Genomic DNA, 21,405 nt, shown 5'->3' with positions numbered 1-21,405 from the left:
TACTTCCGACCGGCTACTTGCGGTCCTGCTGGAGGGTGGCCCACAGACCGTAGCCGTGCATGGCCTGCACGTCGCGTTCCATCTCCTCGCGGCTGCCGCTGGAGACGACCGCCCGGCCCTTGTGGTGGACGTCGAGCATGAGCTTGGTGGCCTTGTCCTTGGGATAGCCGAAGTACGTCTGGAAGACGTACGTCACATAGCTCATGAGATTGACCGGGTCGTTGTGGACGATCGTGACCCAGGGGACGTCCGGCTCGGGAACGGCGGAAACCTCTTCCGCCGATTCGGTGCGTTCGATCTCGATGGGAGCGGCTGACGTCACATGACCATGCTGCCACGCCCTCCAGAAATCGTCACACTGACGAAATAGGAGTAGCATGCGTGGGCATGGACACAGCAGACCTTGGGCTGCCGGTGGAAGTTCCCTCGACGGCGCTCTTCACGGACCAGTACGAGCTGACGATGCTGCAGGCCGCCCTGCGTGCGGGCACGGCGGAGCGGCGGAGCGTGTTCGAGGTCTTCACCCGGCGGCTGCCCGACGGACGCCGTTACGGCGTGGTCGCGGGGACCGGACGGGTACTGGACGCCGTCGAGAACTTCCGGTTCGACGACGCCGTCCTCGGCTTCCTGCGGGAGCGCGGCATCGTCGGCGAGGACACCCTCGAGTGGCTCTCCGGCTACCGCTTCAGCGGCGACATCTGGGGCTACCCCGAGGGCGAGGTGTACTTCCCGGGCTCGCCGATCCTGCGGGTCGAGGGCAGTTTCGCCGAGTGCGTGCTGCTGGAGACCGTGGTCCTCTCCATCCTCAACCACGACTCGGCGATCGCTGCGGCCGCCTCCCGGATGACCTCGGCCGCCGGGGGCCGCCCGCTGATCGAGATGGGCGCCCGCCGCACCCACGAGCTGTCCGCGGTCGCCGCCGCGCGCGCCGCGTACGTCGGCGGCTTCGCCTCCACCTCCGACCTGGCGGCCGGCTTCCGCTACGGCATCCCGACCGTCGGCACCTCCGCGCACGCCTTCACCCTGCTCCACGACCGCGAGCGCGACGCCTTCCAGGCCCAGGTGGACTCCATGGGCCGCGGGACGACCCTGCTGGTGGACACCTACGACGTCGCCGAGGCCGTCCGTACGGCGGTGGAGGTCGCCGGTCCCGAGCTGGGCGCCGTGCGGATCGACTCCGGCGACCTGCTGCTGGTCGCGCACCGGGTGCGGCAGCAGCTGGACGAGCTGGGCGCCACCGATACGAAGATCATCGTGACGTCGGACCTCGACGAGTACGCCATCGCCTCGCTGGCGGCGGCGCCGGTGGACGCGTACGGCGTCGGAACCCAGCTGGTGACCGGCTCGGGGTACCCGACGGCCTCCATGGTCTACAAGCTGGTCGCCCGCGCCGAGTCCGCCGACCCGGAGGCGCCGCTGGTGCCGGTGGCGAAGCGGTCCACCGGCGGCAAGACCTCCATCGGGGGACGCAAGTGGGCCGCCCGGCGGCTGGACTCGTACGGCGTCGCCGAGGCCGAGGTGATCGGCACCGGGCCGGTTCCCGAGGAGCTGGCCGATCGGCAGCTGCTCGTGGAGCTGGTCAAGGGCGGTCAGGTGGTCGCACGGGAGCCACTGGACGCCGCGCGCGAGCGCCACACGGCCGCACGAGCCGGTCTGCCGATGTCCGCGACCCAGCTCTCCCGCGGGGAACCCGTCCTTCCGACCGAATACCTGCACGACGAGTCGGGCACCTGAGCGAAGGCCGCCCGTACGCCCCCGATGCCCCCTCCCACACGGCAACCGAAGTCTCTAGGCTCGGAAGTTCATCCTGTGGACGCCGAGCCCTATAGCCGAAGGACACCGACCATGCGCCGCGCCTTGATCGTCGTAGACGTGCAGAACGACTTCTGCGAGGGAGGCAGCCTCGCGGTGGCCGGAGGGGCCGACGTGGCCGCCGCGATCACCGAGCTGATCGGCCAGGCACCCGCCGGGTACCGGCATGTGGTGGCGACCCGCGACCACCACATCGCGCCCGGCGGCCACTTCGCCGACGACCCCGACTTCGTCCACTCCTGGCCCGCGCACTGCGTGGCGGGCACGGAGGGCGTCGGCTTCCACCCGAACTTCGCGCCCGCCGTCGCCTCCGGGGCGATCGACGCCGTGTTCGACAAGGGCGCGTACTCGGCCGCGTACAGCGGGTTCGAGGGGACCGACGAGAACGGGGTGCCGCTCGCCCGGTGGCTGCGCGAGCGGGAGATCGACGAGGTCGACGTGGTCGGCATCGCGACGGACCACTGCGTGCGGGCGACCGCGCTGGACGCGGCCCGCGAGGGCTTCCGCACGCAGGTCCTCCTGGACCTCACCGCCGGAGTGGCCCAGGAGACCACCGAGCGGGCCCTGGAGGAGCTGCGCGAGGCGGGCGTGGAGCTGACCGGCAAGCCGGTCGTCTCCGGCAACCCGGGATAGGCCCCCGCCGTGCTACGCCGGTGCCGTCGGCCGGCGCAGCAGGGCGCGGATCGGGTGCCACAGCTCCATGATCGCGACATCGTTGCCGGGGGCCGTGCGCCATATGAGGCCGTCGGGGTGGTGCAGGACCGCCGTGATCTCGTCCGGGGTCGGCGGGGCCGCGTTGCCCCGCAGGTAGACCGCGCGCAGACCCAGGTTGCGCAGCCTGGTCAGGGCGCGCGCCCGGTTCTGGGCGTGGACGAGTACCCGGACGCAGCCGTAGCCGTCGGCGGGGCTGGGCAGGTTCAGCGCCACCACCACCGTCCCGTTCGGCAGCTTGCAGAAACCTCCTGCGGCCATGCGGTCACATCCCCGTGTCAGCGTGTGTCAATAAGAGAACCACAGGACGCATCTGAACACGATCGGCGGCAACCCGCCAAGGGGTTACCGCCGATACGCGTCTGACCTGGGGAAATACCGACTACTTCACCGCGGGGCCGACCTCGACCGAGATCGTGGAGCCGTTCTTGGCCTCCTTGACGATCTTGATCTTGGTGTTGGTGTCAGTGATCTTCACGCCCGCGGTCGGGGTCGACTCGTCGTAGTAGCTGTTCGTGTGGTCGTTGAAGACCGGCACGCCCTTCGACGACGGGATCCGGGTCGCGGCGTCCGCCTTGTGCAGCGTGATGCCGTCCGTGCGGTACAGGCTGAACGGCGAGTCGTAGGCCTGGATGCGGTTGCGCATCAGGCTGCCGTCGGACCACTTCAGCGGCTTCGGGTGGGAGTCCACCGGGAGCAGCAGACCGACACCCGGGTGCTCGCTGGTGTTGTTGTTGGTCTGGCTGGTGTCCCACTTCCAGACGAGCAGACCGTTCTGGTACGGGAAGTGCTCGACCCAGTCCGGCCGGCTCGCGAACCCGAAGTTGTACGGGCCGGTCTTCAGGGTCTTGTCGTACGACACGTACTGCCGGTTCTCGGCGATGTAGTACTGCGCGTAGTCCTTGGTGAAGGAGGCGCCGACCCGGTCGAACCCGGTCTTCCTCCAAGCCGTGTCCTCGGACTCGGCGTTGTCGGTGAACAGCGCGGTGCCGTCGGCGACGACGGAGATGTTGTCGGCCGTGAAGCCCTTCATCGCCAGACCGCCGTCGGTGGTGTAGCGGAAGCGCACGTCGATCTTCTTGCCGGCGTAGGCGTCGAGGGAGTACGCCAGCTTCTTGTGGCCGTCGACCGTGCCGGTCAGGGCGGGCTTGTCGCTGCCGTCGCGCGGGACCGGGTTGCCGTCCACCGTGCCGTCGAGGGCGGTCCAGTTGGCGCCGCCGTCCGTGGAGACCTCGGCGTACAGGAAGTCGTAGCCGGACTCGATCTCGTACCAGCCGTCGAAGGTGAGGGCGGCGGAGGTCTTGCCGGTGAGGTCGACGGAACGGGTCAGCGTGTTCTTCAGGTTGTTGGCGCTGCCGCTCCACCACTGGCTGGCGCCCTGGGCCGGGGTGACGATCTCGGTGGTGACCGCCTTTTTCGGCAGTTCGACCACGAGGGCCTGGGCGTTCTTGGTGTTGTACTCGGCGAGGCCCAGCTTGTGCTTGGACTTGGTGGCCGCCTTGGCCTTGTCGAAGTCGAGCCAGCCGAGCTGGAGCTTGTCCCAGGCGGTCATGTCGCCGGGCAGGTCGCCGATGGTGCCCTGGCCCCGGCCGAGCCAGGAGCCGGAGGACATCAGGGTCCAGTAGCCGGTGGAGTTCTCGCCGCCCTGGGTGTCGTAGTGGTCCGGCAGACCGAGGTCGTGGCCGTACTCGTGGGCGAAGACGCCGAGTCCGCCGTTCTCCGGCTGGATGGTGTAGTCGCCGACCCAGATGCCGGAGTCACCGATCTGGGTGCCGCCCAGCTTGTTGAAGTCGGGGCCGGTGGCGCCCTGGTCGGTGCCGAACGCGTACCAGCGGTGCGCCCAGATCGCGTCCTCGCCCTGCGCGCCGCCGCCCGCGGACTCGTCCTCGCCGGCGTGCACGATCTGGAAGTGGTCGATGTAGCCGTCGCGCTCGTTGAAGTCGCCGTCGGCGTCGAAGTCGTAGCGGTCCCACTGGTCGTACTCGGCGAGCTTGGCCTTGATCTCGACGTCGGTCCTGCCGGCGGCCTTCTGCTGCTCGACCCAGGCGGTGACGCCGTCCTGCACCGCGTACCAGGCGCAGTTGTCGGGGTCGCACTTGTTGGAGCCGTAACGGGCCTCGTTGTACGGGACCTTGACCCAGTCGGCGACCTCGCCCTCGATGGAGTAGCGGCCCGAGGACTGCTTCTCGTAGTAGGTCTTCATCGATTCGGTGCCGTCACCGAAGTACAGGTCCTGGAAGTGCTCGCGGTCGTAGTCCGCCTGCCAGGCCGTGCTGTTGTCCTTGGTGCGGTCCGGCGCGGCGATCTGGTTGTGCAGCGGGCCGGGGGTGCCGCCGTAGCGGGGGTCGGTCTTGTCGCCGAACTCGACCAGGATGGTGAAGATCTTGTCCGTCTTCTCCCGGCCCAGCTCGACGTACTTGCTCTCGCCCTTGCGGCTGGCCAGCTCGACGACGCTGGAGCCGTCGCGCTTCTGTATCTCGGCCTTGCCGGATATGACCTGCTTCAGGGCCTCTTCGCGCTGGGCTTCCTGGGTCTTGCTGAGCGGGCCTTCGAGGTCGTGCTCCTCGTTGGCCTTGACGGACGCCGGGTCCTGCCGGTCGACGGCGGCGGGCTTGCCGGGGCCGGCCGGGTCGGCCTGGGCCACGGTGTAGGTGGAGACGGTGGCGGTGGCCGCCGCGAACGCGACCGCGGTCGCGGCCGCTCTGAACGTCCAGGGTCTGCTGGTCACTTGAGGTCCTCCCCCGCGTCCGGGCGCGCGGAGGGAAGGGTCCTGGGTCATGGGTGTCCGCGCGCGCGTGATCAACGCGTGTAGTCAAGTGACGACATTGGACTAGAGGTTGAGCAGAAAAGACAGGTCTTGACTTGCTCAGGTCAACTGCATTATGCGGTGTTCCGCTTCCGCTCAGCGAACAGGCGGGAGTTCGCCCGACATGACTCGATGCGCCCCCCGTGCTCCGGCACTGTTGGTCATCTCACGCTTACTCATCGCTCCACTCGGGCATGCAGCCGAATAGATTGACGAACACATATGCCTGTCCGCACCTCCCCCACGGCGAGAGGCACGGGGGGAGACCCCCATTCTCCGAGGACACGATTGCCATGCGTCGTCCGACCGCCGCACAGCTCGCCTACGGTTCCTGCACCGTGATCCTCTCGACCCTCGTCATGCTGCTGCTGTCGCAGACGAGTTCGGTCGTCGGGATCTCACTCATCGCCGTCGGGGCACTCGTCCTGGGGCTGCTGGTCGCCCTGACGGTCCCGGCGAGGACCCCGCGGACCGCGCCGGCCTCCCCCGCGGCGCGGCCCGCCGCACAGGAGCCGGTCGCGGCCGCGTCGGTCAACGACAACTGAGGCACCGGTCAGTCGGTGGCGACCACCACCGTCTTGGCCGCCTTGTCGTGCAGGCCCTGCTTGTAGGGCTTGTCGAAGTAGCTCCAGCCGCCCGAGATCGCCGTCCAGATGCAGGCGCAGCAGAAGGCGAACGGCAGCCAGAGCACGGCCGCGCGGATCAGCGCGGTCTGGACGGAGGGCGTGGCTCCGTTGTCCAGGTTGGCGACGCGCATCTTCAGCCATTTCTTGCCGAGCGTCTGACCCGACCTGGAGATCATGAGGGTGTCGTACGTGATGTAGAGGACGGCCGCGATCGTGGACTGACCGAAGGACGCCGCCGTGTCGATGTCGTCGCCCGCCAGGTCGTACTCGCCCACCCCTAAGGCCCAGCTGAGCAGCACGACGACCGCGCCCACCAGGATCATGTCGATGATCCGGGCGAGGGTGCGTTTGGCGCTGTCGGCGAGCGGGGGCATGCCCGCGAGCGGGTCCTCGGGGCCGCCGTGGCCGCCGTACGGACCGCCGCCTCCGTACGGGGGCGGCGGGGGGCCGCCGTACGGGCCTCCGCCGCCGGGCGGGGTGCCGCCGCCGGGCGGGGTGCCGCCGCCGGGCGGGGTGTCGTACGGCGAGCCCGAGCCCGCGCCGGACGGGGGCTGCTTTCTGAACGGGTCGTCTTCCGGGGGCCGGTCGCCGGAGCCGGGGGGCGGTTCGGTGGTCATGGCCCGAGTGGACCCCGAAGGCCCCGGCGGCGCATCCTCCGGACGGCCGTCCGGGCTACCCCCTACGGCGAGCGCGTCCCCGGGCCGGTCAGTCAGCCGCCACGAACGTACGCGCCGCCTTGTCGTGCCAGCACTGGCGCCACGGCTTGTCGAACAGGCACCACAGCACGCCGATCAGACCCACGCAGAGCAGTCCCGGCACGCTGTAGACCAGCCAGCGGCGCAGCGCGGCGCCGAAGGACGGCGGCTCGTGCGCCTCGATGTCGCGGACCTCCAGGCCGAGCAGCCGCTTGCCCAGGGTGCGGCCCCACTTGGCGGTCGGCAGCGCCTCGTAGAGGACACCGGCCACCAGGAGGACGGCCACCACGATGCCCAGGTACGTCGACGTCGTGCCGTCCAGCAGCCACACCGTCACCGTCTCGCCGGACAGCTTGGCCTGGTCGACCTTGCCCTGGACGTGGTCCAGCGCCTTCCCGCCGAGAGGCACGGCGGCCACCGCGGTGACGCCCGCGACCACGACCGTGTCGATCAGCCGCGCCGCCAGCCGCTTGCCGAAGCCGGCCGGGCGGGCCGCCGCCTGACGCCGGGCCGCCGCCTGGAAGGGGTCCTCGACCGGGGGCTTCCACGGGGCGACCGGCTGGTCGTCGCCGCCCGCGCCGCCCGCGCCTCCGGCGAGCTGGTGGACCTGCTGCGCCCAGGAGGACTGCCCGCCGCCGGGGCCGGACGTCACCGGGGCGGGGGCGGCGGCCTGCTGGGGCACCTGCGCGGCACGCGGCGGGAAGCCGGCGCCGTGGGGGCCGGCGGAACCGGCCTGGGCGGGAGGTGCGGAGGCCGCCTGCGCCGAGGGGGCCGACGCGGCCTGGGCCGCCTGGGCCGTCGCGGCGCGGGCGGCGGCGGCCTTCCCGGCGCCGAAGCCGGGGGCGCCGGAGGCGGGGTCGGCGGCGCTCGCCGGAGCGGAGGCCGCCGTACCGGACGCGGCCGCGCGGGGGCCGCCCACGGCACGGAAGGTCATGGTGCCGTCGTCCCTACGGGCCCCTGCGCGGGCGTCGGCGGGGGAGCCCGCGTCGCCGGGGGTTGCGGCGCCGGGGCCCGCAGCGCCGGGGCCGGCGGCACCGGGGCCGGACGCACTGGCGCCCGCGGGACTCGAGCCCGCGCCGCCGTAACCCGCAGCGCCGGAACCGGCCGCACCGGGGCCCGCGGCGCCGGAGCCTGCGGCACCCGAACCCGCACCGCCATAACCCGCCGCGCCGGAGCCCGCAGCGCCAGAACCGGCGGCACCCGACGCCATGACCGGCCCGAAGCCCGCGCCATGGCCCGGCACCGCACCTTGCCCCGCCGCACCAGCGCCCTGCCCCGGCACCGCACCCTGGCCCGCCGAACCAGCGCCCTGCCCCGGCACCGCACCCTGGCCCGCCGCACCGGCGCCATGCCCGGGCGCACCGCCCTGGCCCGTGCCCCCGGTGGAGTCGGGCTCCGCTCCCCCGTCGGCCGGCGTCGGGCGGCGGAAGACGAATGTGCCGCCGGGGTCCGGCGTGGCCGTCCGGTCGGCGGGCTGGTGGGCCGCGCGGGGGTCGGCGGTGGCGTCGGGCGCGCCCCAGGAGACCCTGCGGTCCTGGTCGCCGCCGAAGCCGGACTGGTGGGCGCGGTCGGCGCCCCACGCGGACGCCGGTTCCTGCGGGGCGGGTTCGTCGAGCGGGTCCTCGTCGAAGAAGTGCGGGCCGGTCTCCTCGACGGAGGGCTGCGCCGGGCGTACCCCGGGCGGCGGGGCGAGCGGTTCGCCGTCGGCCGGTGCCGGACGGCTGGTGCCCGGGACCCACGCGGCACCGTTCCAGTACCGGACATATCCGGGGATGGAGGGGTCCGGGTAATACCCTTCGCGGGGCCTGTCGTCGCCGGGGGCCGGGGTTGGGGCGCTCATGTCCGTCGTCCCGTATCTGCTCGGGGGTGTGATGGGGGCCTCCACATCTATCAGACGGGCGCAACCCGCATCGCCTGTCCCGCCGTACCCGCCCCTTTCGAGCACGCTTGTGCTACCCCGGCGGCACGGACGGCACCACCGCCATGCGGAAAAAGTTCCGCGAACCCGCGTAATGGTCGAGCACCTTCCCACTCTCACCCCGTACCGAAGCAGTGCGGCATGAGAGAGGAAACGCCATGTACACCGTCGTGGAGCGCGAACTGGAGCTGCGGCTCGTCCTGTCCCCCGAGCGCGGCGTCCCCGTCCCGGCCCGGCTGAGCTACCGCACCGACGACCCGTACGCCGTCCACATCGCCTTCCACACCGACTCCGAGTACCCGGTGCACTGGACGTTCGCCCGGGAGCTGCTGGTGGAGGGGGTGTTCCGGCCGTGCGGGCACGGCGACGTGCGGGTGTGGCCGACGAAGGCGGAGGGGCGCAGTGTCGTGCTGATGGCGCTGACCTCACCCGACGGGGACGCCCTGCTGGAGGCCCCGGCGGCGCAGGTGTCGGCGTGGCTGGAGCGGACGCTGCGGGTGGTGCCCCCGGGCACGGAGGGCGAGCAGCTGGGGATCGACGACGATCTCGCCGAGCTGCTCGCCCAGTGATCCGGGGCGGGTCAGAACAGCTTGCCCGGGTTGAGGATGCCCAGCGGGTCGAAGACCTGCTTGACCGCCCGCTGCATCTCCAGGCCCACCGGGCCGATCTCCCGGGCGAGCCACTCCTTCTTCAGGACGCCGACGCCGTGTTCGCCGGTGATGGTGCCGCCGAGTTCCAGGCCGAGTGCCATGATCTCGTCGAAGGACTCGCGGGCGCGCCGGGACTCGTCGGGGTCCTGCGCGTCGAAGCACACGGTGGGGTGGGTGTTGCCGTCGCCCGCGTGCGCGCAGAGCCCGATGGTCAGGCCGTACTTCTCGGCGATGCGCTCGACCCCGTCGAGCATGTCGCCGAGCCGGGAGCGGGGCACGCACACGTCGTCGATCATCGTGGTGCCCTTGACGGCCTCCAGCGCGGTGAGCGACAGCCGGCGGGCCTGCAGCAGCAGTTCCGATTCGGCGGTGTCCTCGGCCGGCACCACCTGGGTGGCGCCGGCGGCCTCGCACAGCGCGCCGACGGCGGCGAGGTCTGCGGCGGGGTCGGGGGTGTCGAAGGCGGCGAGGAGCAGGGCCTCGGTGGTCTCCGGGAGGCCCATGCGCGCCATGTCGTTGACGGCCTTGACGGTTGTACGGTCCATCAGTTCGAGGAGTGACGGGACGTGCCCGCCGGCCATGATCCGGCACACGGCGTCGCAGGCCGCGGCCGCCGACGCGAACTCGGCGGCCAGCACGAGCTGCCGGGGCGGCTGCGGCTTGAGGGCGAGGACCGCGCGCACGACGATGCCGAGCGAGCCCTCGGAGCCGACGAACAGCCGGGTCAGGTCGTATCCGGCGACCCCCTTGGCGGTGCGGCGGCCGGTGGACATGAGCCGTCCGTCGGCGAGCACGACGTCGAGGCCGAGGACGTACTCGGCCGTCACCCCGTACTTCACGCAGCACAGCCCGCCCGAGGCGGTGCCGATGTTGCCGCCGATGGTGCACATCTCCCAGCTGGACGGGTCGGGAGGGTAGGCGAGACCGTGTTCGGCCACCGCGCGGGAGAGGGTGGCGTTGACGACGCCGGGTTCGACCACGGCGACGCGGTCGACCGGGTTGATCTCGATGATCCGGTCCATCTTGGTCAGGGACAGCACGATGCAGCCGTCGGAGGCGTTGGCCGCGCCGGACAGGCCGGTGCGGGCGCCCTGCGGGACGACCGGGACGCGCAGCTCGGTGGCGGTGCGCATGACGTGCTGGACCTGTTCGACGGTGCGCGGCAGGACCACCACGGCGGGCGTGCCGGACGGGCAGAAGCTCGCCATGTCGTTGGCGTAGGAGACGGTGACGTCCGGGTCGGTCAGGACGGCCTCGGCCGGCAGTCCCGCGAGCAGCCGGTCGGTGAGGTCGCCTCCGGCTGCGCGACCCTCGTGGGGCGCGGCTTCGATACGGCTCATGATCACAGCGTCGCACCGGCGGCCATCGGTGTGAACCCCGTCGGCGGCGCCCTACGGCTGCCGGGATGACTCGTCGTATTGACGCACAGTGAGCGGCATGAAGACGCAGGAGAGCAGCGGAGCCAGGCCCAGTCCCGAGCAGGAGGCCGAGACGCGCAGGCGCCGGGTCCATGTCGTCCTCAAAGGGGCGATGATCGCCTCGCTCACCGGGTGCCTGGTGCTCGGCGGGGTGCTGATGCTGTGGCCGCCCGACGAGAAGACCGCCCCGCCGCCCGCTCCGGGGGCGGCGGCGCGGGCGGTGAGCAGGGGTGTGCCGCCCGAGCTGCCGGATCTTACGGCCCTGATCGGCGACCGGGAGGCGCGGGTGCGCAGGCATCCCAAGGACGCCGGGGCGTGGGCGGTGCTGGGGACGGCGTACGTGGAACAGGCGCGGCGGGACGCCGACGCCGGTCACTACCCGAAGGCGGAGCGGGCGCTGCGCACCTCGCTGAAGGTGCGGCCGAACGGGAACGCGGCGGCGCTGGACGGCATGGCGGCGCTGGCCAACGCGCGGCGGGACTTCCCGGCCGCGCGCAAGTGGGGCGAGGCCGCGCTGAAGGTGGACCGGGCGCGCTGGACGACGTATCCGCTGCTGATCGACGCCTACACCGGGCTCGGCGACTACAAGGCGGTCAAGCGGACGCTGGACCGGCTGCTGACCCTGCGCACCGGGCCCGCGGTGATGGCCCGCGCGGCCGCCGTGTACTGGGACCGGGGCCGGCCCGAGGACGCGGCCGCCGAGCTGTCGGACGCGGCGGCGGCCGCCCGGTCCCCCGCCGAGCGGGCGGCCTGGCTGGAGCGGGGCGGGCAGCTGGCGTGGGAGCGCGGGGACCGGGAGGCGGCCCTGCGGCTCTTCCGGGAGGCGTTGCGCAGCGACCCGGGCCAGCGAGCCGCGCAGATCGGGGAGGGCAGGGCGCTGGCGGCGCTGGGCCGGACGGCGGAGGCGCTGGGCGCCTACCGCGCGGCGCTGGCCGAGCAGCCGGCGCCGGAGTACGCGCTGGAGCTGGGCGAGCTGTACGAGTCGCTGGGGCTGAAGCCGGAGGCGCGGGCGCAGTACGACCTGGTGCGTGACCTGGTGCGGTCGGCGGCCGCGGGCGGCGTGGACGAGGAGCTGGTGCTGGGCCGTATGGAGGCGGACCACGGGGACCCGAAGTCCGCCGTGCGGCGGTTGCGCGCGGAGTGGCGGCGGCAGCCGTCGATCGCCGTCGCCGACGCCCTGGGCTGGGCGCTGCACCGGGCGGGCGACCACAAGGGGGCGTGGACGTTCGCCGTGCGGGCGACGGACCGGCAGAAGGGCGGCACGATGCGCAGCGCGCTGTACGCCTACCACCGGGGGATGATCGAGCGGGACCTGAGGCTGCACGGCCCCGCTCGACGGCATCTGGAGGAGGCGTTGCGCCTCAACCCGTACTTCTCCCCGCTGCACGTGCCGCTCGCCCGGACGGCGCTGAAGGCGCTCGGCGAGCCGCCCGACAAGCTGCCGCCGGACGTGCGGCCGCCGGCCGAGCGCACCCCGGAGGACCGGCCGACGGGCGACCGGGCTCCCGGGGTCCGGCGGCTGCCTGAGCAGCCCTAGAGGTTGCCGCGCTTGGCCTGCTCGCGTTCGATCGCCTCGAACAGAGCCTTGAAGTTGCCCTTGCCGAAGCCCATCGAGCCGTGCCGTTCGATGATCTCGAAGAACACGGTCGGGCGGTCCTGGACCGGCTTGGTGAAGATCTGCAGCAGGTAGCCGTCCTCGTCGCGGTCGGCGAGGATCTTCAGCTCGCGCAGGGTCTCCACCGGCACCCGGGTGTCGCCGACCCACTCGCCGAGGGTGTCGTAGTACGAGTCGGGGGTGTCCAGGAACTGCACGCCGGCCGCGCGCATGGTGCGGACGGTGGCCACGATGTCGTTGGTGTTCAGCGCGATGTGCTGGACACCGGCGCCGCCGTAGAACTCCAGGTACTCGTCGATCTGGGACTTCTTCTTGGCGATCGCCGGCTCGTTGATCGGGAACTTGACCTTCAGCGTGCCGTCGGCCACGACCTTCGACATCAGCGCGCTGTACTCGGTCGCGATGTCGTCGCCCACGAACTCCTTCATGTTCGTGAAGCCCATGACCTTGTTGTAGAAGCCGACCCATTCGTTCATCCGGCCGAGTTCCACGTTGCCGACGCAGTGGTCGATGGCCTGGAAGGTGCGCTGCGCGGGCGGTTCGACGATCGGCGCGGCGGCGACGTAACCGGGCAGGTAGGGGCCGTCGTAGCCGGTGCGCTCGACGAGGGTGTGCCGGGTCTCGCCGTAGGTGGCGATCGCGGCGAGGACGACGGTGCCGTGCTCGTCCTTCAGCTCGTACGGCTCGGCGACGGAGCGCGCGCCGTGCTCCAGGGCGTACTCGTAAGCGGCCCGCGCGTCCGGCACCTCGATGGCGAGGTCGACGACGCCGTCGCCGTGCTCGGCCACGTGCTCGGCCAGGAAGTGGCCCCAGGTGGTGGCGGGCTTGATGACGGAGGTGAGGACGAAGCGCGCCGAGCCGTTCTCGAGCACGTAACTGGCCGTCTCGCGGCTGCCGTTCTCCGGTCCGGAGTACGCGACCAGCCTCATGCCGAAGGCGGTGGAGTAGTAGTGCGCCGCCTGCTTGGCGTTGCCCACGGCGAAGACGACCGCGTCCATTCCCTTGACCGGGAAGGGGTCGGCCTGCCGGGCGGTGTCGGGAGTCTGGTGTGTGGTCTGCGTCATAGCCGAAGCCTGGCCCCGCTCTGCAAGGTGCGCAATAGTTTGCGTATTCACTGGGCAATCTGCCCAGCTGTGAAGCAGCGAGTACGACACTTCTGTACAGGATGACCACTACGGGAGAGCCGGGAGGGCTCGGCATGGCGATCGATCATCTGGACGGGCGGATCATCGTGCTGCTCGCGCGGGAGCCCCGGATCGGGGTGCTGGAGATGTCCCGGCGGCTGGGGGTGGCACGCGGCACCGTGCAGGCGCGGCTGGACCGGCTTCAGTCGAACGGAGTCATCCGCGGATTCGGTCCTCAGGTGGACCCCGCGGCCCTCGGCTACCCCGTCACGGCGTTCGCCACGCTGCAGATCCGGCAGGGGCAAGGAGCCGATGTAAGGGCCCACTTGGCGACCGTTCCGGAAGTGCTGGAGCTGCACACCACCACCGGCACCAACGACATGCTGTGCCGTCTGGTGGCCCGCTCCAACGCCGATCTTCAGCGGGTGATCGACCGGGTTGTCGGTTTTGATGGCATCGTCCGGGCCTCCACCGCGATCGTGATGGAAAACCCCGTTCCGCTGCGGATCATCCCGCTCGTGGAGCAGGCGGCCGAGGACCGGGAAAGGACGTCCTAGCTTGGGGTGAGGCGGTGTGAACTTCTGGGAGTACCTGGGCAGTCGCCATCAGCAGCTGCTCAGCGACGCCGCACAGCACGCCAGCGTCGTCTTCCAGTGCATCGTCGTGGCCACCGTGCTCGGCGTGCTGATCGGCGTCGCAACCTACGGCAGCGCCTGGGGCGGCAGCATGGCCACCGCCACCACGTCCACCATCCTGACCATCCCGTCGCTGGCCATGATCGGTCTGCTGATCCCGATCGTCGGCCTCGGCGTGGCCCCCACCGTGATCGCGCTGATCCTGTACGGGCTGCTGCCGATCGTGCGGAACTCGATCGTCGGCCTGCGGGGCGTCGACCCGGCGCTGCTGGACGCCGCGACCGGCATCGGGATGTCCCGGTCGATGCGGCTGGCGCGGGTGGAACTGCCGCTGGCCTGGCCGCCGATCCTGACCGGCATCCGGGTCTCGACCCAGATGCTGATGGGCATCGCCGCCGTCGCGGCGTACGCCTCCGGGCCCGGCCTCGGCAACCTGATCTTCCGCGGGATCGCCTCGCTGGGCAGCAAGAACGCGCTGAACCAGGTGCTCGCGGGCACCCTCGGGATCATCGTGCTGGCCCTGCTCTTCGACGCCGCCTACGTCCTGCTCGGACGGCTGACCATTCCCAGGGGGATCCGTGCCTGAGAACAGTGCCGGTGGCGGCGCCACCATCGAGCTGGAGAACCTGACCAAGCGCTACCCCGGCAACCCCGCGCCCTCGGTGGACAACGTCAGCATGGAGATCGGGGCGGGCGAGACGGTGATCTTCGTCGGGCCGTCCGGCTGCGGCAAGTCCACCACCCTGAAGATGATCAACCGGCTGATCGAGCCGACCAGCGGCCGGATCCGGATCGACGGCGAGGACGTCACCGACATCGACCCGGTGAAGCTGCGCCGCAAGGTCGGCTACGCCATCCAGTCCGCGGGACTCTTCCCGCACATGACCGTCGCGCAGAACATCGGCCTCGTACCGAAGATGATCGGCTGGCCGAAGACCCGGATCCGCGACCGGGTCGAGGAGCTGCTCGACCTCGTCGGTCTGGACCCGGGCGAGTTCCGCGGCCGCTATCCGCGCCAGCTGTCCGGCGGGCAGCAGCAGCGCGTGGGCGTGGCGCGGGCGCTGGCCGCCGATCCCCCCGTGCTGCTGATGGACGAGCCGTTCGGCGCGGTCGACCCGATCACCCGGGACCACCTCCAGGACGAGCTGATCCGGCTCCAGCACGAGCTGCACAAGACGATCGTCTTCGTCACCCACGACTTCGACGAGGCGATCAAGCTGGGCGACCGGATCGCGGTGCTGCGGGAACGCTCGCACATCGCCCAGTTCGACACCCCGGAGGCGATCCTCACCAACCCGGCGGACGACTTCGTCTCCGGCTTCGTCGGCGCGGGCGCCGCGCTGAAGCGGCTGAACCTGACGCGTGTGCGCGAGGTGGAGATCACCGAGTATCCGACGGTGACCGTGGACGAACCGCTGCAGAACATCTTCAACAAGCTCCGCCGCGGCGGGACGAACGAGATCCTGCTGCTGGACCGGCGGGGCCGCCCCTACAAGTGGCTGCGGCGCGGCGACCTGATGCGGGCCAGGGGGTCGCTGGCGCGCGCGGGCACCCTGGTGCACGACACGGTGACCCGGGACGCCACCCTGCGGGACGCCCTGGAAGCCGTCCTCACCGACAACGCCGGCCGGGTCGCGGTGACCGGCCGGCGCGGCGAGTACACCGGCGTCGTCGACATGGAGACGCTAATGAACTCCGTGCACGAACTGCTGGAGGCCGACCGGCTGGACGCGATCGAGCACCAGCAGGAGCTGGAGGAGGCGAGGGAGGAGCTGACCCGCGCGGAGCAGGAGGGTGCCCCGGGGGAGACGAAGGCGTGACGACCTCACCGGAGCGCGAGCGCCGCCCCGAGGGCGAGCACGAGGTCAGGGGGCTGCCCTTCCGGGACGACGGCGAGGCCGAGCTGGAGCCCGTCCCGCATCTGCACCGCCCCGCGCCCCGCCGGATCGGGTGGAAGAAGCTGACGTTCCTGCCCGCGTTCCTGGTGCTGCTGCTGCTGGGGACCTGGCTGTGGTTCCAGCAGGCCGAGCTGGACACCATCTCCGAGAACGCGCTGTCGGGCGGGCGGGTCTCCAAGGCGCTGTGGCAGCACATCCAGCTGTCGTTGATCTCCACCTTCTTCGTGCTGATCATCGCGATCCCGCTGGGCATCCTGCTGACCCGGCAGCGGTTCCGCAGGGCCACCCCGTTCGCGATGGCGCTGGCCAACATGGGCCAGGCGACCCCCGCGATCGGCCTGCTCGCGCTGCTGGTGATCTGGTTCGGCATCGGCCGCCGGTCGGCCCTGATCGGCATCACCGTCTACGCCGTGCTGCCGGTGCTGTCGAACACCATCGCCGGGCTCAAGGCGAACGACCCGACGCTGCTGGAGGCGGCGCGCGGCATCGGCATGTCCCCCATGGGGGTACTCACGAAGGTGGAGCTGCCCCTGGCGGTCCCGCTGATCCTGGCGGGCGTCCGGACCGCGCTGGTGCTGAACGTGGGCACGGCGACCCTGGCGACCTTCGGGGGCGGCGGCGGCCTCGGCGTCCTGATCACCACGGGCATCACCAGCCAGCGCATGCCCGTGCTGGTACTGGGCTCCATCCTCACCGTCGCCCTCGCCCTGCTGGTGGACTGGGCGGCGTCACTGGCGGAACTGGTGCTGCGGCCGCGGGGACTGGAGAGCGGGACATGAGGCGCGGGGCCATGGGACGCGGGGCCATGGGACGCGGGGCCGGGAGGCGTACGGGCCTGCTGCTGGCCGGCGTCCTGGTCGCGGCCGCGGGCTGCGGGCTCACCAGCGGCTCGCCGATGGTCGACGACGTGAAGCCGGGCTCCATCGGGCAGGGCGAGCCCCTCAAGGGTGCCGAGCTCACCGTGACGTCCAAGGAGTTCACCGAGCAGCTCGTCCTCGGCGCGATCATGGGCATCGCCTTCCAGGCGGCCGGCGCGGAAGTCCTCGACCGCACCGGCATCCAGGGCTCGATCGGCTCCCGCGAGGCCGTCGTCAACGGCGACGCGGACGCCGCGTACGAGTACACCGGCACCGCCTGGATCACGTACATGGGCAACAGCGAGCCCATCCCCGACCCGCAGCAGCAGTGGCAGGTGGTGCGCGACGCCGATCTGGAGAACGGCGTGACCTGGCTGGCGCCGTCCGCGCTGAACAACACCTACGCGCTGGCGACGAACCAGGCGAACTTCGAGAAGTACGGCACGAAGACGCTGTCGGAGGTGGCCGAGCTGGCCGAGAAGGACCCGGGCGCGGTGACGCTCTGCGTCGAGGGCGAGTTCGCCAACCGGGCGGACGGACTGCCGGGGATGGAGAAGGAGTACGGGATGGACATCCCGGCGGGCCGCATCACCCAGATGGACACCGGGATCATCTACACCCAGGTGGCGAAGGGCACCTGCACGTACGGCGAGGTCTTTACCACCGACGGGCGGGTCAAGTCCATGAACCTGGTGGTCATGGAGGACGACAAGGAGTTCTTCCCCAACTACAACGCCGCTCCGGTGATCAACACCGACACGCTGAAGGAGTGGCCGGCGATCGCGGGCATCCTCGACCCGATCACGCAGAAGCTGAACAACGAGGTCGCCCAGACCCTCAACGCCAAGGTCGACGTGGACGGCGAGGACCCGCACCAGGTCGCGCTGGACTGGCTGGTGCAGGAAGGGTTCGTCAAGGAAGGCTGAACCCGCTCAGCAACTGGGCACGGAGCCCTTGCCGCTCTGGAGGGCGACCAGGGACTGCACGGCCCCCTTCAGCGTGGTCACCGGGATCAGCCGCAGCCCCTTCGGCAGCTCCGACTTCGCGTCCGGGCACTCGGCCTTCGGCACCAGGAAGACGGTGGCGCCGTCACGCTTGGCGGACTGCGTCTTGAGCGCCACCCCGCCCACCGGTCCGACCTCGCCGTCCGGGGTGATCGTGCCGGTCCCGGCGATCGTACGGCCGCCGGTCAGGTCGCCCCCGCTGCCGTTCCCGTCGAGCTTGTCGACGATGCCGAGCGAGAACAGCAGCCCGGCGCTGGGCCCGCCGACGTCCTCCAGCTCCAGGTCGACCTCGATGCCCTCGTCGACACGGTCGAGGTAGTTCAGCGCGGCGGCGGTCGCGTCGTCCTGCGACTCCCGCATCTGCTTCTCGTTGTACTCCTCGATCTCCTGCTCGCTGTCCCCGCTCGGGTACACGGCGTCCCGCGGCAGCACGGCCTCGTCGCTGCGGAACCAGCCGTCGACCACGTCCGCGAACGACACCGGCGCCTCCGGACCGGACGCCTCGATGGTCGTCATCCGCAGCTCGCCGCTCGTCTTCAGGGTCGGCGCCCCGGTGATGGTGATCACCGGCGTCCCCTTGTCCTTGCCGAGCACGTCCGCCGTCATCCCCGGCTCCGCCACGACGAACGGCAGCGGCGCGAACGCCGCGGTGGCGAGAAGCGCCACGACGGGCAGCGCGCAGACGGCGAGGGCCTGGGGGCGAGAGAGACGAGAGAGCACGGAGTCAATCTAACGGAGGACCCACCGGCTCAGCCTGCGGGCAACCGTGCCACCTGGCTCGCACAGCTCAGCGCAGCGCCTCCGCGACCTCCCGGGCCGCCTCGACCACCCGCGTGCCCACCCGCTCCGGCACCGCGTCGGCCAGCATCACGACACCGACGCTGCCCTCGACCCCGGTCACGCCCAGCAGCGGCGCCGCGGCCCCGCTCGCGCCCGCCTCCAGCTCGCCGTGGGTCAGCGTGTACCCGGGGTCACCGGACGGCTTCTGCCGCGCGGACAGAATCGCCTTGCCCGCGGCCCCCCGGTCCAGCGGGTGCCGGAACCCCGCCCGGTACGCCACGTGATAGTCGGTCCACGTCGGCTCGACGACGGCCACGGCCAGCGCCTCCGCCCCGTCGACCAGCGTCAGGTGCGCCGTGGCGCCTATGTCCTCCGCCAGCGACCGCAGCGCCGGCAGCGCCGCCTCCCGTACCAGCGGATGCACCTGCCGTCCGAGTCCCAGCACGCCGAGTCCCACCCGGGCGCGGCCGCCCAGGTCCCGGCGTACGAGTGCGTGCTGTTCCAGCGTGGCCAGCAACCGGTACACAACGGTCCGGTTCACGCCCAGTTTGGTGGATAGCTCGGTGACGGTCAGCCCGTGGTCCGTGTCGGCCAGCAGCTTGAGGACCCGCAGTCCCCGGTCGAGCGTCTGAGAGGTCTCCGCGGTCACGACGCCCACTCCTTAAGTGGTGAGGTCGGCAGCCCCCTCGCGGCGGATGCGTCGCCGAGTCCCGTCAGCGACGCGCTTCAGAGGCTGCCGATCGGCCGGCGGCCCGGCCTGTACCGAGCCGCGTCGCTTCACGGCTGCGCTCCGCGGCGGCGCTGCCACGGGGCGTGTGCGTAGCGGGACAGTAGCGAGCCGGTTCGCTCAGCGGAAGGCTCCGTCCAGAATCCGGTCAGTGGCCGATATGACCTGCCGCGATATGTCCTGATACGTACGGCGCACGCCGCCGTGGCTCGCGCCCTGCCGGGCGGGCCCGGCGCTATCGCATCCGGGTGGCCCACTCCTGCACCTTGGCGATCCGCTGCCGCAGCTGACCGGCGGTCGCCTCGGCGGCCGGCGGCCCGCCGCAGACGCGGCGCAGCTCGGTGTGGATGACCCCGTGCGGCTTGCCGCTCTGGTGGACGTACGCGCCGACCATCGTGTTGAGCTGCCGGCGCAGCTCCATCATCTCCTTGTGGGAGACCACGGGCCGCCGCTCGGCGGGCAGCTCCAGCAGGTCCGCCTCGCTGTCCGGCTTCTTCTTGCTGTGCGCGATCTGCCGCGCCTGCCGCTTCTGCAGCAGCAGCTGCACCTGCTCGGGTTCGAGGAGGCCCGGGATGCCGAGGTAGTCCTGCTCCTCCTCGCTGCCGGGGTGGGCCTGCATGCCGAACTCGGCGCCGTTGTACATGACCCGGTCGAAGACGGCGTCGGACTCCAGCGCCTCGAAGGGCAGCATGTCCTGCTCGCCGGTGTCCTCGTCCTGCTGCTTCTCCGCCTCCTGGAGGAGCTTGTCCTCCTCGGCGTACGGGTCCTCCTCGCCGTCCTTCTTCGGCTTGTCGAGGACGTGGTCCCGCTCGCGTTCCATCTCGTTGGCGAAGCCGAGCAGGTCGGGCACGGTCGGCAGGAAGACCGACGCGGTCTCGCCACGGCGCCGCGACCGCACGAATCGTCCGACGGCCTGCGCGAAGAACAGCGGGGTGGAGATCGTCGTCGCGTACACGCCGACCGCGAGGCGCGGCACGTCGACGCCCTCGGACACCATGCGGACGGCGACCATCCAGCGGTCGGTGCTGTTGCTGAACTCGTCGATCCGGTCGGACGCGCCGGCGTCGTCGGAGAGGACCAGCGTCGCCTTGTGCCCGGTGATGTCCCGGATGAGCTTGGCGTAGGCGCGGGCCGAGTCCTGGTCGGAGGCGATGACCAGCGCTCCCGCGTCCGGGATCGCCTTCCTGACCTCGGTCAGCCGCTGGTCGGCGGCGCGCAGCACGGCGGGCATCCAGTCGCCGCGCGGGTCCAGCGCCGTACGCCAGGCCTGGCTGATGGCGTCCTTGGTCATCGGCTCGCCGAGCCGGGCCTCGATCTCGTCGCCGGCCTTGGTCCGCCAGCGCATGTTGCCGCTGTAGGAGAGGAAGATGACCGGGCGGACGACGTTGTCGGCGAGCGCGGAGCCGTAACCGTAGGTGTAGTCGGCCGACGAGCGCCGGATGCCGTCCGCGCCCTCCTCGTACGTCACGAACGGGATGGGGTTGGTGTCGGAGCGGAACGGCGTACCGGTCAGCGCGAGGCGCCGGGTGGCGGGCTCGAACGCCTCCAGGCAGGCCTCGCCCCACGACTTGGAGTCGCCGGCGTGGTGGATCTCGTCGAGGATGACGAGGGTCTTGCGCTGCTCGACGCGGTTGCGGTGCAGCATCGGGCGGACGCCGACACCGGCGTAGGTGACGGCGACGCCGTGGTACTCACGGCCCAGCGGTCCGGCGCTGTACTCGGGGTCCAGCTTGATGCCTATCCGCGCGGCGGCCTCGGCCCACTGCTTCTTCAGATGCTCGGTGGGGGCGACCACGGTCACCTGCTGCACGACGTGGTGGTGCAGCAGCCAGGACGCCAGGGTGAGCGCGAAGGTGGTCTTGCCTGCGCCCGGGGTGGCCACGGCCAGGAAGTCTCGCGGCTGCTCCTGGACGTACTTCTCCATCGCACCCTGCTGCCAGGCACGCAGCTTGCTGGCGGTACCCCAGGGGGCGCGGCCGGGGAAGGCGGGCGAAAGGTGGTGGGAGGAGGAAGCGGCGGTGGTAGTCACGGTCTCCGTACGGGGGGTAGGGCGGCTCGGCTACGTAGGACAACCGGGCCACCCTACCGGCGGCCCGGCACCGTCAACGCGCGAACGAGGCCGGGTCGCC

At 71.4% G+C, this 21,405-nt stretch carries 20 protein-coding genes; 10 read left to right on the top strand and 10 right to left on the bottom strand.

Translation table 11 applies throughout. The features are described 5' to 3' along the window. Window positions 1-13 precede the first annotated feature (13 nt). A complete protein-coding gene (clpS, locus tag ACSU6L_RS22990) occupies window positions 14-379 on the bottom strand; it encodes an ATP-dependent Clp protease adapter ClpS (RefSeq protein ID WP_073938264.1) in 366 nt (121 codons plus the stop codon). An 8-nt stretch (window positions 380-387) separates the two neighbouring features. Between clpS and ACSU6L_RS22985 the strand changes: the two genes are divergently transcribed. Continuing rightward, window positions 388-1,734: a nicotinate phosphoribosyltransferase gene (locus ACSU6L_RS22985; RefSeq protein ID WP_437059592.1), complete on the top strand. Its 1,347-nt coding sequence runs from the start codon at window positions 388-390 to the stop codon at window positions 1,732-1,734. Between the two features lie 111 nt (window positions 1,735-1,845). Beyond that, complete coding sequence (locus tag ACSU6L_RS22980) at window positions 1,846-2,445, top strand: nicotinamidase (RefSeq protein WP_073938263.1); 600 nt, start codon at window positions 1,846-1,848, stop codon at window positions 2,443-2,445. Between the two features lie 12 nt (window positions 2,446-2,457). Here ACSU6L_RS22980 and ACSU6L_RS22975 read toward each other — a convergent pair whose 3' ends face one another. Together ACSU6L_RS22975 and ACSU6L_RS22970 are read right to left on the bottom strand one after the other, a co-directional pair. Next, entirely contained in the window at window positions 2,458-2,784 is a 327-nt protein-coding gene (locus ACSU6L_RS22975) for a hypothetical protein (protein ID WP_437059590.1), read from the bottom strand. Window positions 2,785-2,905: 121 nt separating this feature from the next. Further along, window positions 2,906-5,251 (bottom strand): immune inhibitor A domain-containing protein, encoded by a 2,346-nt coding sequence (locus tag ACSU6L_RS22970; protein ID WP_437059588.1) that lies wholly within the window; start codon window positions 5,249-5,251, stop codon window positions 2,906-2,908. A 371-nt stretch (window positions 5,252-5,622) separates the two neighbouring features. Between ACSU6L_RS22970 and ACSU6L_RS22965 the strand changes: the two genes are divergently transcribed. Next, complete coding sequence (locus ACSU6L_RS22965; protein WP_437059586.1) at window positions 5,623-5,874, top strand: hypothetical protein; 252 nt, start codon at window positions 5,623-5,625, stop codon at window positions 5,872-5,874. A gap of 8 nt (window positions 5,875-5,882) precedes the next feature. On the opposite strand, the gene ACSU6L_RS22960 is transcribed toward ACSU6L_RS22965, so the two are convergent. After that, window positions 5,883-6,572, bottom strand: a complete 690-nt coding sequence (locus ACSU6L_RS22960; protein ID WP_437059584.1) for an RDD family protein — start codon at window positions 6,570-6,572, stop codon at window positions 5,883-5,885. 88 nt (window positions 6,573-6,660) lie between these two features. Continuing rightward, on the bottom strand, window positions 6,661-8,490 hold the full coding sequence (locus ACSU6L_RS22955) for an RDD family protein (RefSeq protein ID WP_437059582.1): 1,830 nt from the start codon (window positions 8,488-8,490) through the stop codon (window positions 6,661-6,663). Between the two features lie 236 nt (window positions 8,491-8,726). Here ACSU6L_RS22955 and ACSU6L_RS22950 point away from each other — a divergent pair, with 236 nt between their 5' ends. Continuing rightward, window positions 8,727-9,137, top strand: coding sequence for an SsgA family sporulation/cell division regulator (locus tag ACSU6L_RS22950; RefSeq protein ID WP_437059581.1), 411 nt, complete (start codon window positions 8,727-8,729; stop codon window positions 9,135-9,137). 11 nt (window positions 9,138-9,148) lie between these two features. Here ACSU6L_RS22950 and ACSU6L_RS22945 read toward each other — a convergent pair whose 3' ends face one another. Then, entirely contained in the window at window positions 9,149-10,564 is a 1,416-nt protein-coding gene (locus ACSU6L_RS22945; RefSeq protein WP_437059579.1) for an FAD-binding oxidoreductase, read from the bottom strand. Between the two features lie 91 nt (window positions 10,565-10,655). Here ACSU6L_RS22945 and ACSU6L_RS22940 point away from each other — a divergent pair, with 91 nt between their 5' ends. Further along, window positions 10,656-12,173, top strand: a complete 1,518-nt coding sequence (locus ACSU6L_RS22940; RefSeq protein ID WP_437059577.1) for a tetratricopeptide repeat protein — start codon at window positions 10,656-10,658, stop codon at window positions 12,171-12,173. Here ACSU6L_RS22940 and hppD read toward each other — a convergent pair. After that, window positions 12,170-13,315 (bottom strand): 4-hydroxyphenylpyruvate dioxygenase, encoded by a 1,146-nt coding sequence (hppD, locus tag ACSU6L_RS22935; protein WP_437059575.1) that lies wholly within the window; start codon window positions 13,313-13,315, stop codon window positions 12,170-12,172. The genes ACSU6L_RS22940 and hppD overlap by 4 nt on opposite strands. 134 nt (window positions 13,316-13,449) lie before the next feature. On the opposite strand from hppD, the gene ACSU6L_RS22930 reads away from it, so the two are divergent. Genes ACSU6L_RS22930 through ACSU6L_RS22910 form a run of 5 tightly spaced genes read left to right on the top strand, consistent with a single transcriptional unit; the run spans window position 13,450 to window position 17,691 of the window. After that, a complete protein-coding gene (locus tag ACSU6L_RS22930; RefSeq protein ID WP_437059573.1) occupies window positions 13,450-13,932 on the top strand; it encodes an Lrp/AsnC family transcriptional regulator in 483 nt (160 codons plus the stop codon). 16 nt (window positions 13,933-13,948) lie between these two features. Continuing rightward, entirely contained in the window at window positions 13,949-14,596 is a 648-nt protein-coding gene (locus ACSU6L_RS22925; protein ID WP_073938253.1) for an ABC transporter permease, read from the top strand. Next, window positions 14,589-15,830: a betaine/proline/choline family ABC transporter ATP-binding protein gene (locus ACSU6L_RS22920; RefSeq protein WP_437059570.1), complete on the top strand. Its 1,242-nt coding sequence runs from the start codon at window positions 14,589-14,591 to the stop codon at window positions 15,828-15,830. The genes ACSU6L_RS22925 and ACSU6L_RS22920 overlap by 8 nt, the downstream gene beginning before the upstream one ends. Continuing rightward, window positions 15,827-16,687 (top strand): ABC transporter permease, encoded by an 861-nt coding sequence (locus ACSU6L_RS22915; RefSeq protein WP_437059568.1) that lies wholly within the window; start codon window positions 15,827-15,829, stop codon window positions 16,685-16,687. The genes ACSU6L_RS22920 and ACSU6L_RS22915 overlap by 4 nt, the downstream gene beginning before the upstream one ends. A gap of 11 nt (window positions 16,688-16,698) precedes the next feature. Beyond that, window positions 16,699-17,691 carry a glycine betaine ABC transporter substrate-binding protein gene (locus ACSU6L_RS22910; protein WP_437059566.1) on the top strand — a complete coding sequence of 331 codons (993 nt, stop codon included), beginning with the start codon at window positions 16,699-16,701 and terminating at the stop codon, window positions 17,689-17,691. A 6-nt stretch (window positions 17,692-17,697) separates the two neighbouring features. Here ACSU6L_RS22910 and ACSU6L_RS22905 read toward each other — a convergent pair whose 3' ends face one another. The 3 genes from ACSU6L_RS22905 to ACSU6L_RS22895 all read right to left on the bottom strand — a co-directional run bounded on the left by ACSU6L_RS22905 (window position 17,698) and on the right by ACSU6L_RS22895 (window position 21,305). After that, the gene (locus ACSU6L_RS22905; RefSeq protein WP_437059564.1) at window positions 17,698-18,489 is read right to left on the bottom strand and encodes a YlbL family protein; all 792 of its coding nucleotides are present in this window, start codon (window positions 18,487-18,489) and stop codon (window positions 17,698-17,700) included. A gap of 67 nt (window positions 18,490-18,556) precedes the next feature. Further along, the gene (locus ACSU6L_RS22900) at window positions 18,557-19,198 is read right to left on the bottom strand and encodes an IclR family transcriptional regulator (RefSeq protein WP_073938248.1); all 642 of its coding nucleotides are present in this window, start codon (window positions 19,196-19,198) and stop codon (window positions 18,557-18,559) included. A 313-nt stretch (window positions 19,199-19,511) separates the two neighbouring features. Beyond that, on the bottom strand, window positions 19,512-21,305 hold the full coding sequence (locus ACSU6L_RS22895; protein WP_073938247.1) for a DEAD/DEAH box helicase: 1,794 nt from the start codon (window positions 21,303-21,305) through the stop codon (window positions 19,512-19,514). Window positions 21,306-21,405: the final 100 nt, after the last annotated feature.

Source organism: Streptomyces sp. enrichment culture (genome assembly GCF_964272855.1).
Classification (GTDB): domain Bacteria; phylum Actinomycetota; class Actinomycetes; order Streptomycetales; family Streptomycetaceae; genus Streptomyces.
The sequence above is the reverse complement of the archived record's forward strand: the minus strand, read 5'-3'. Positions and strand labels throughout refer to the sequence as shown.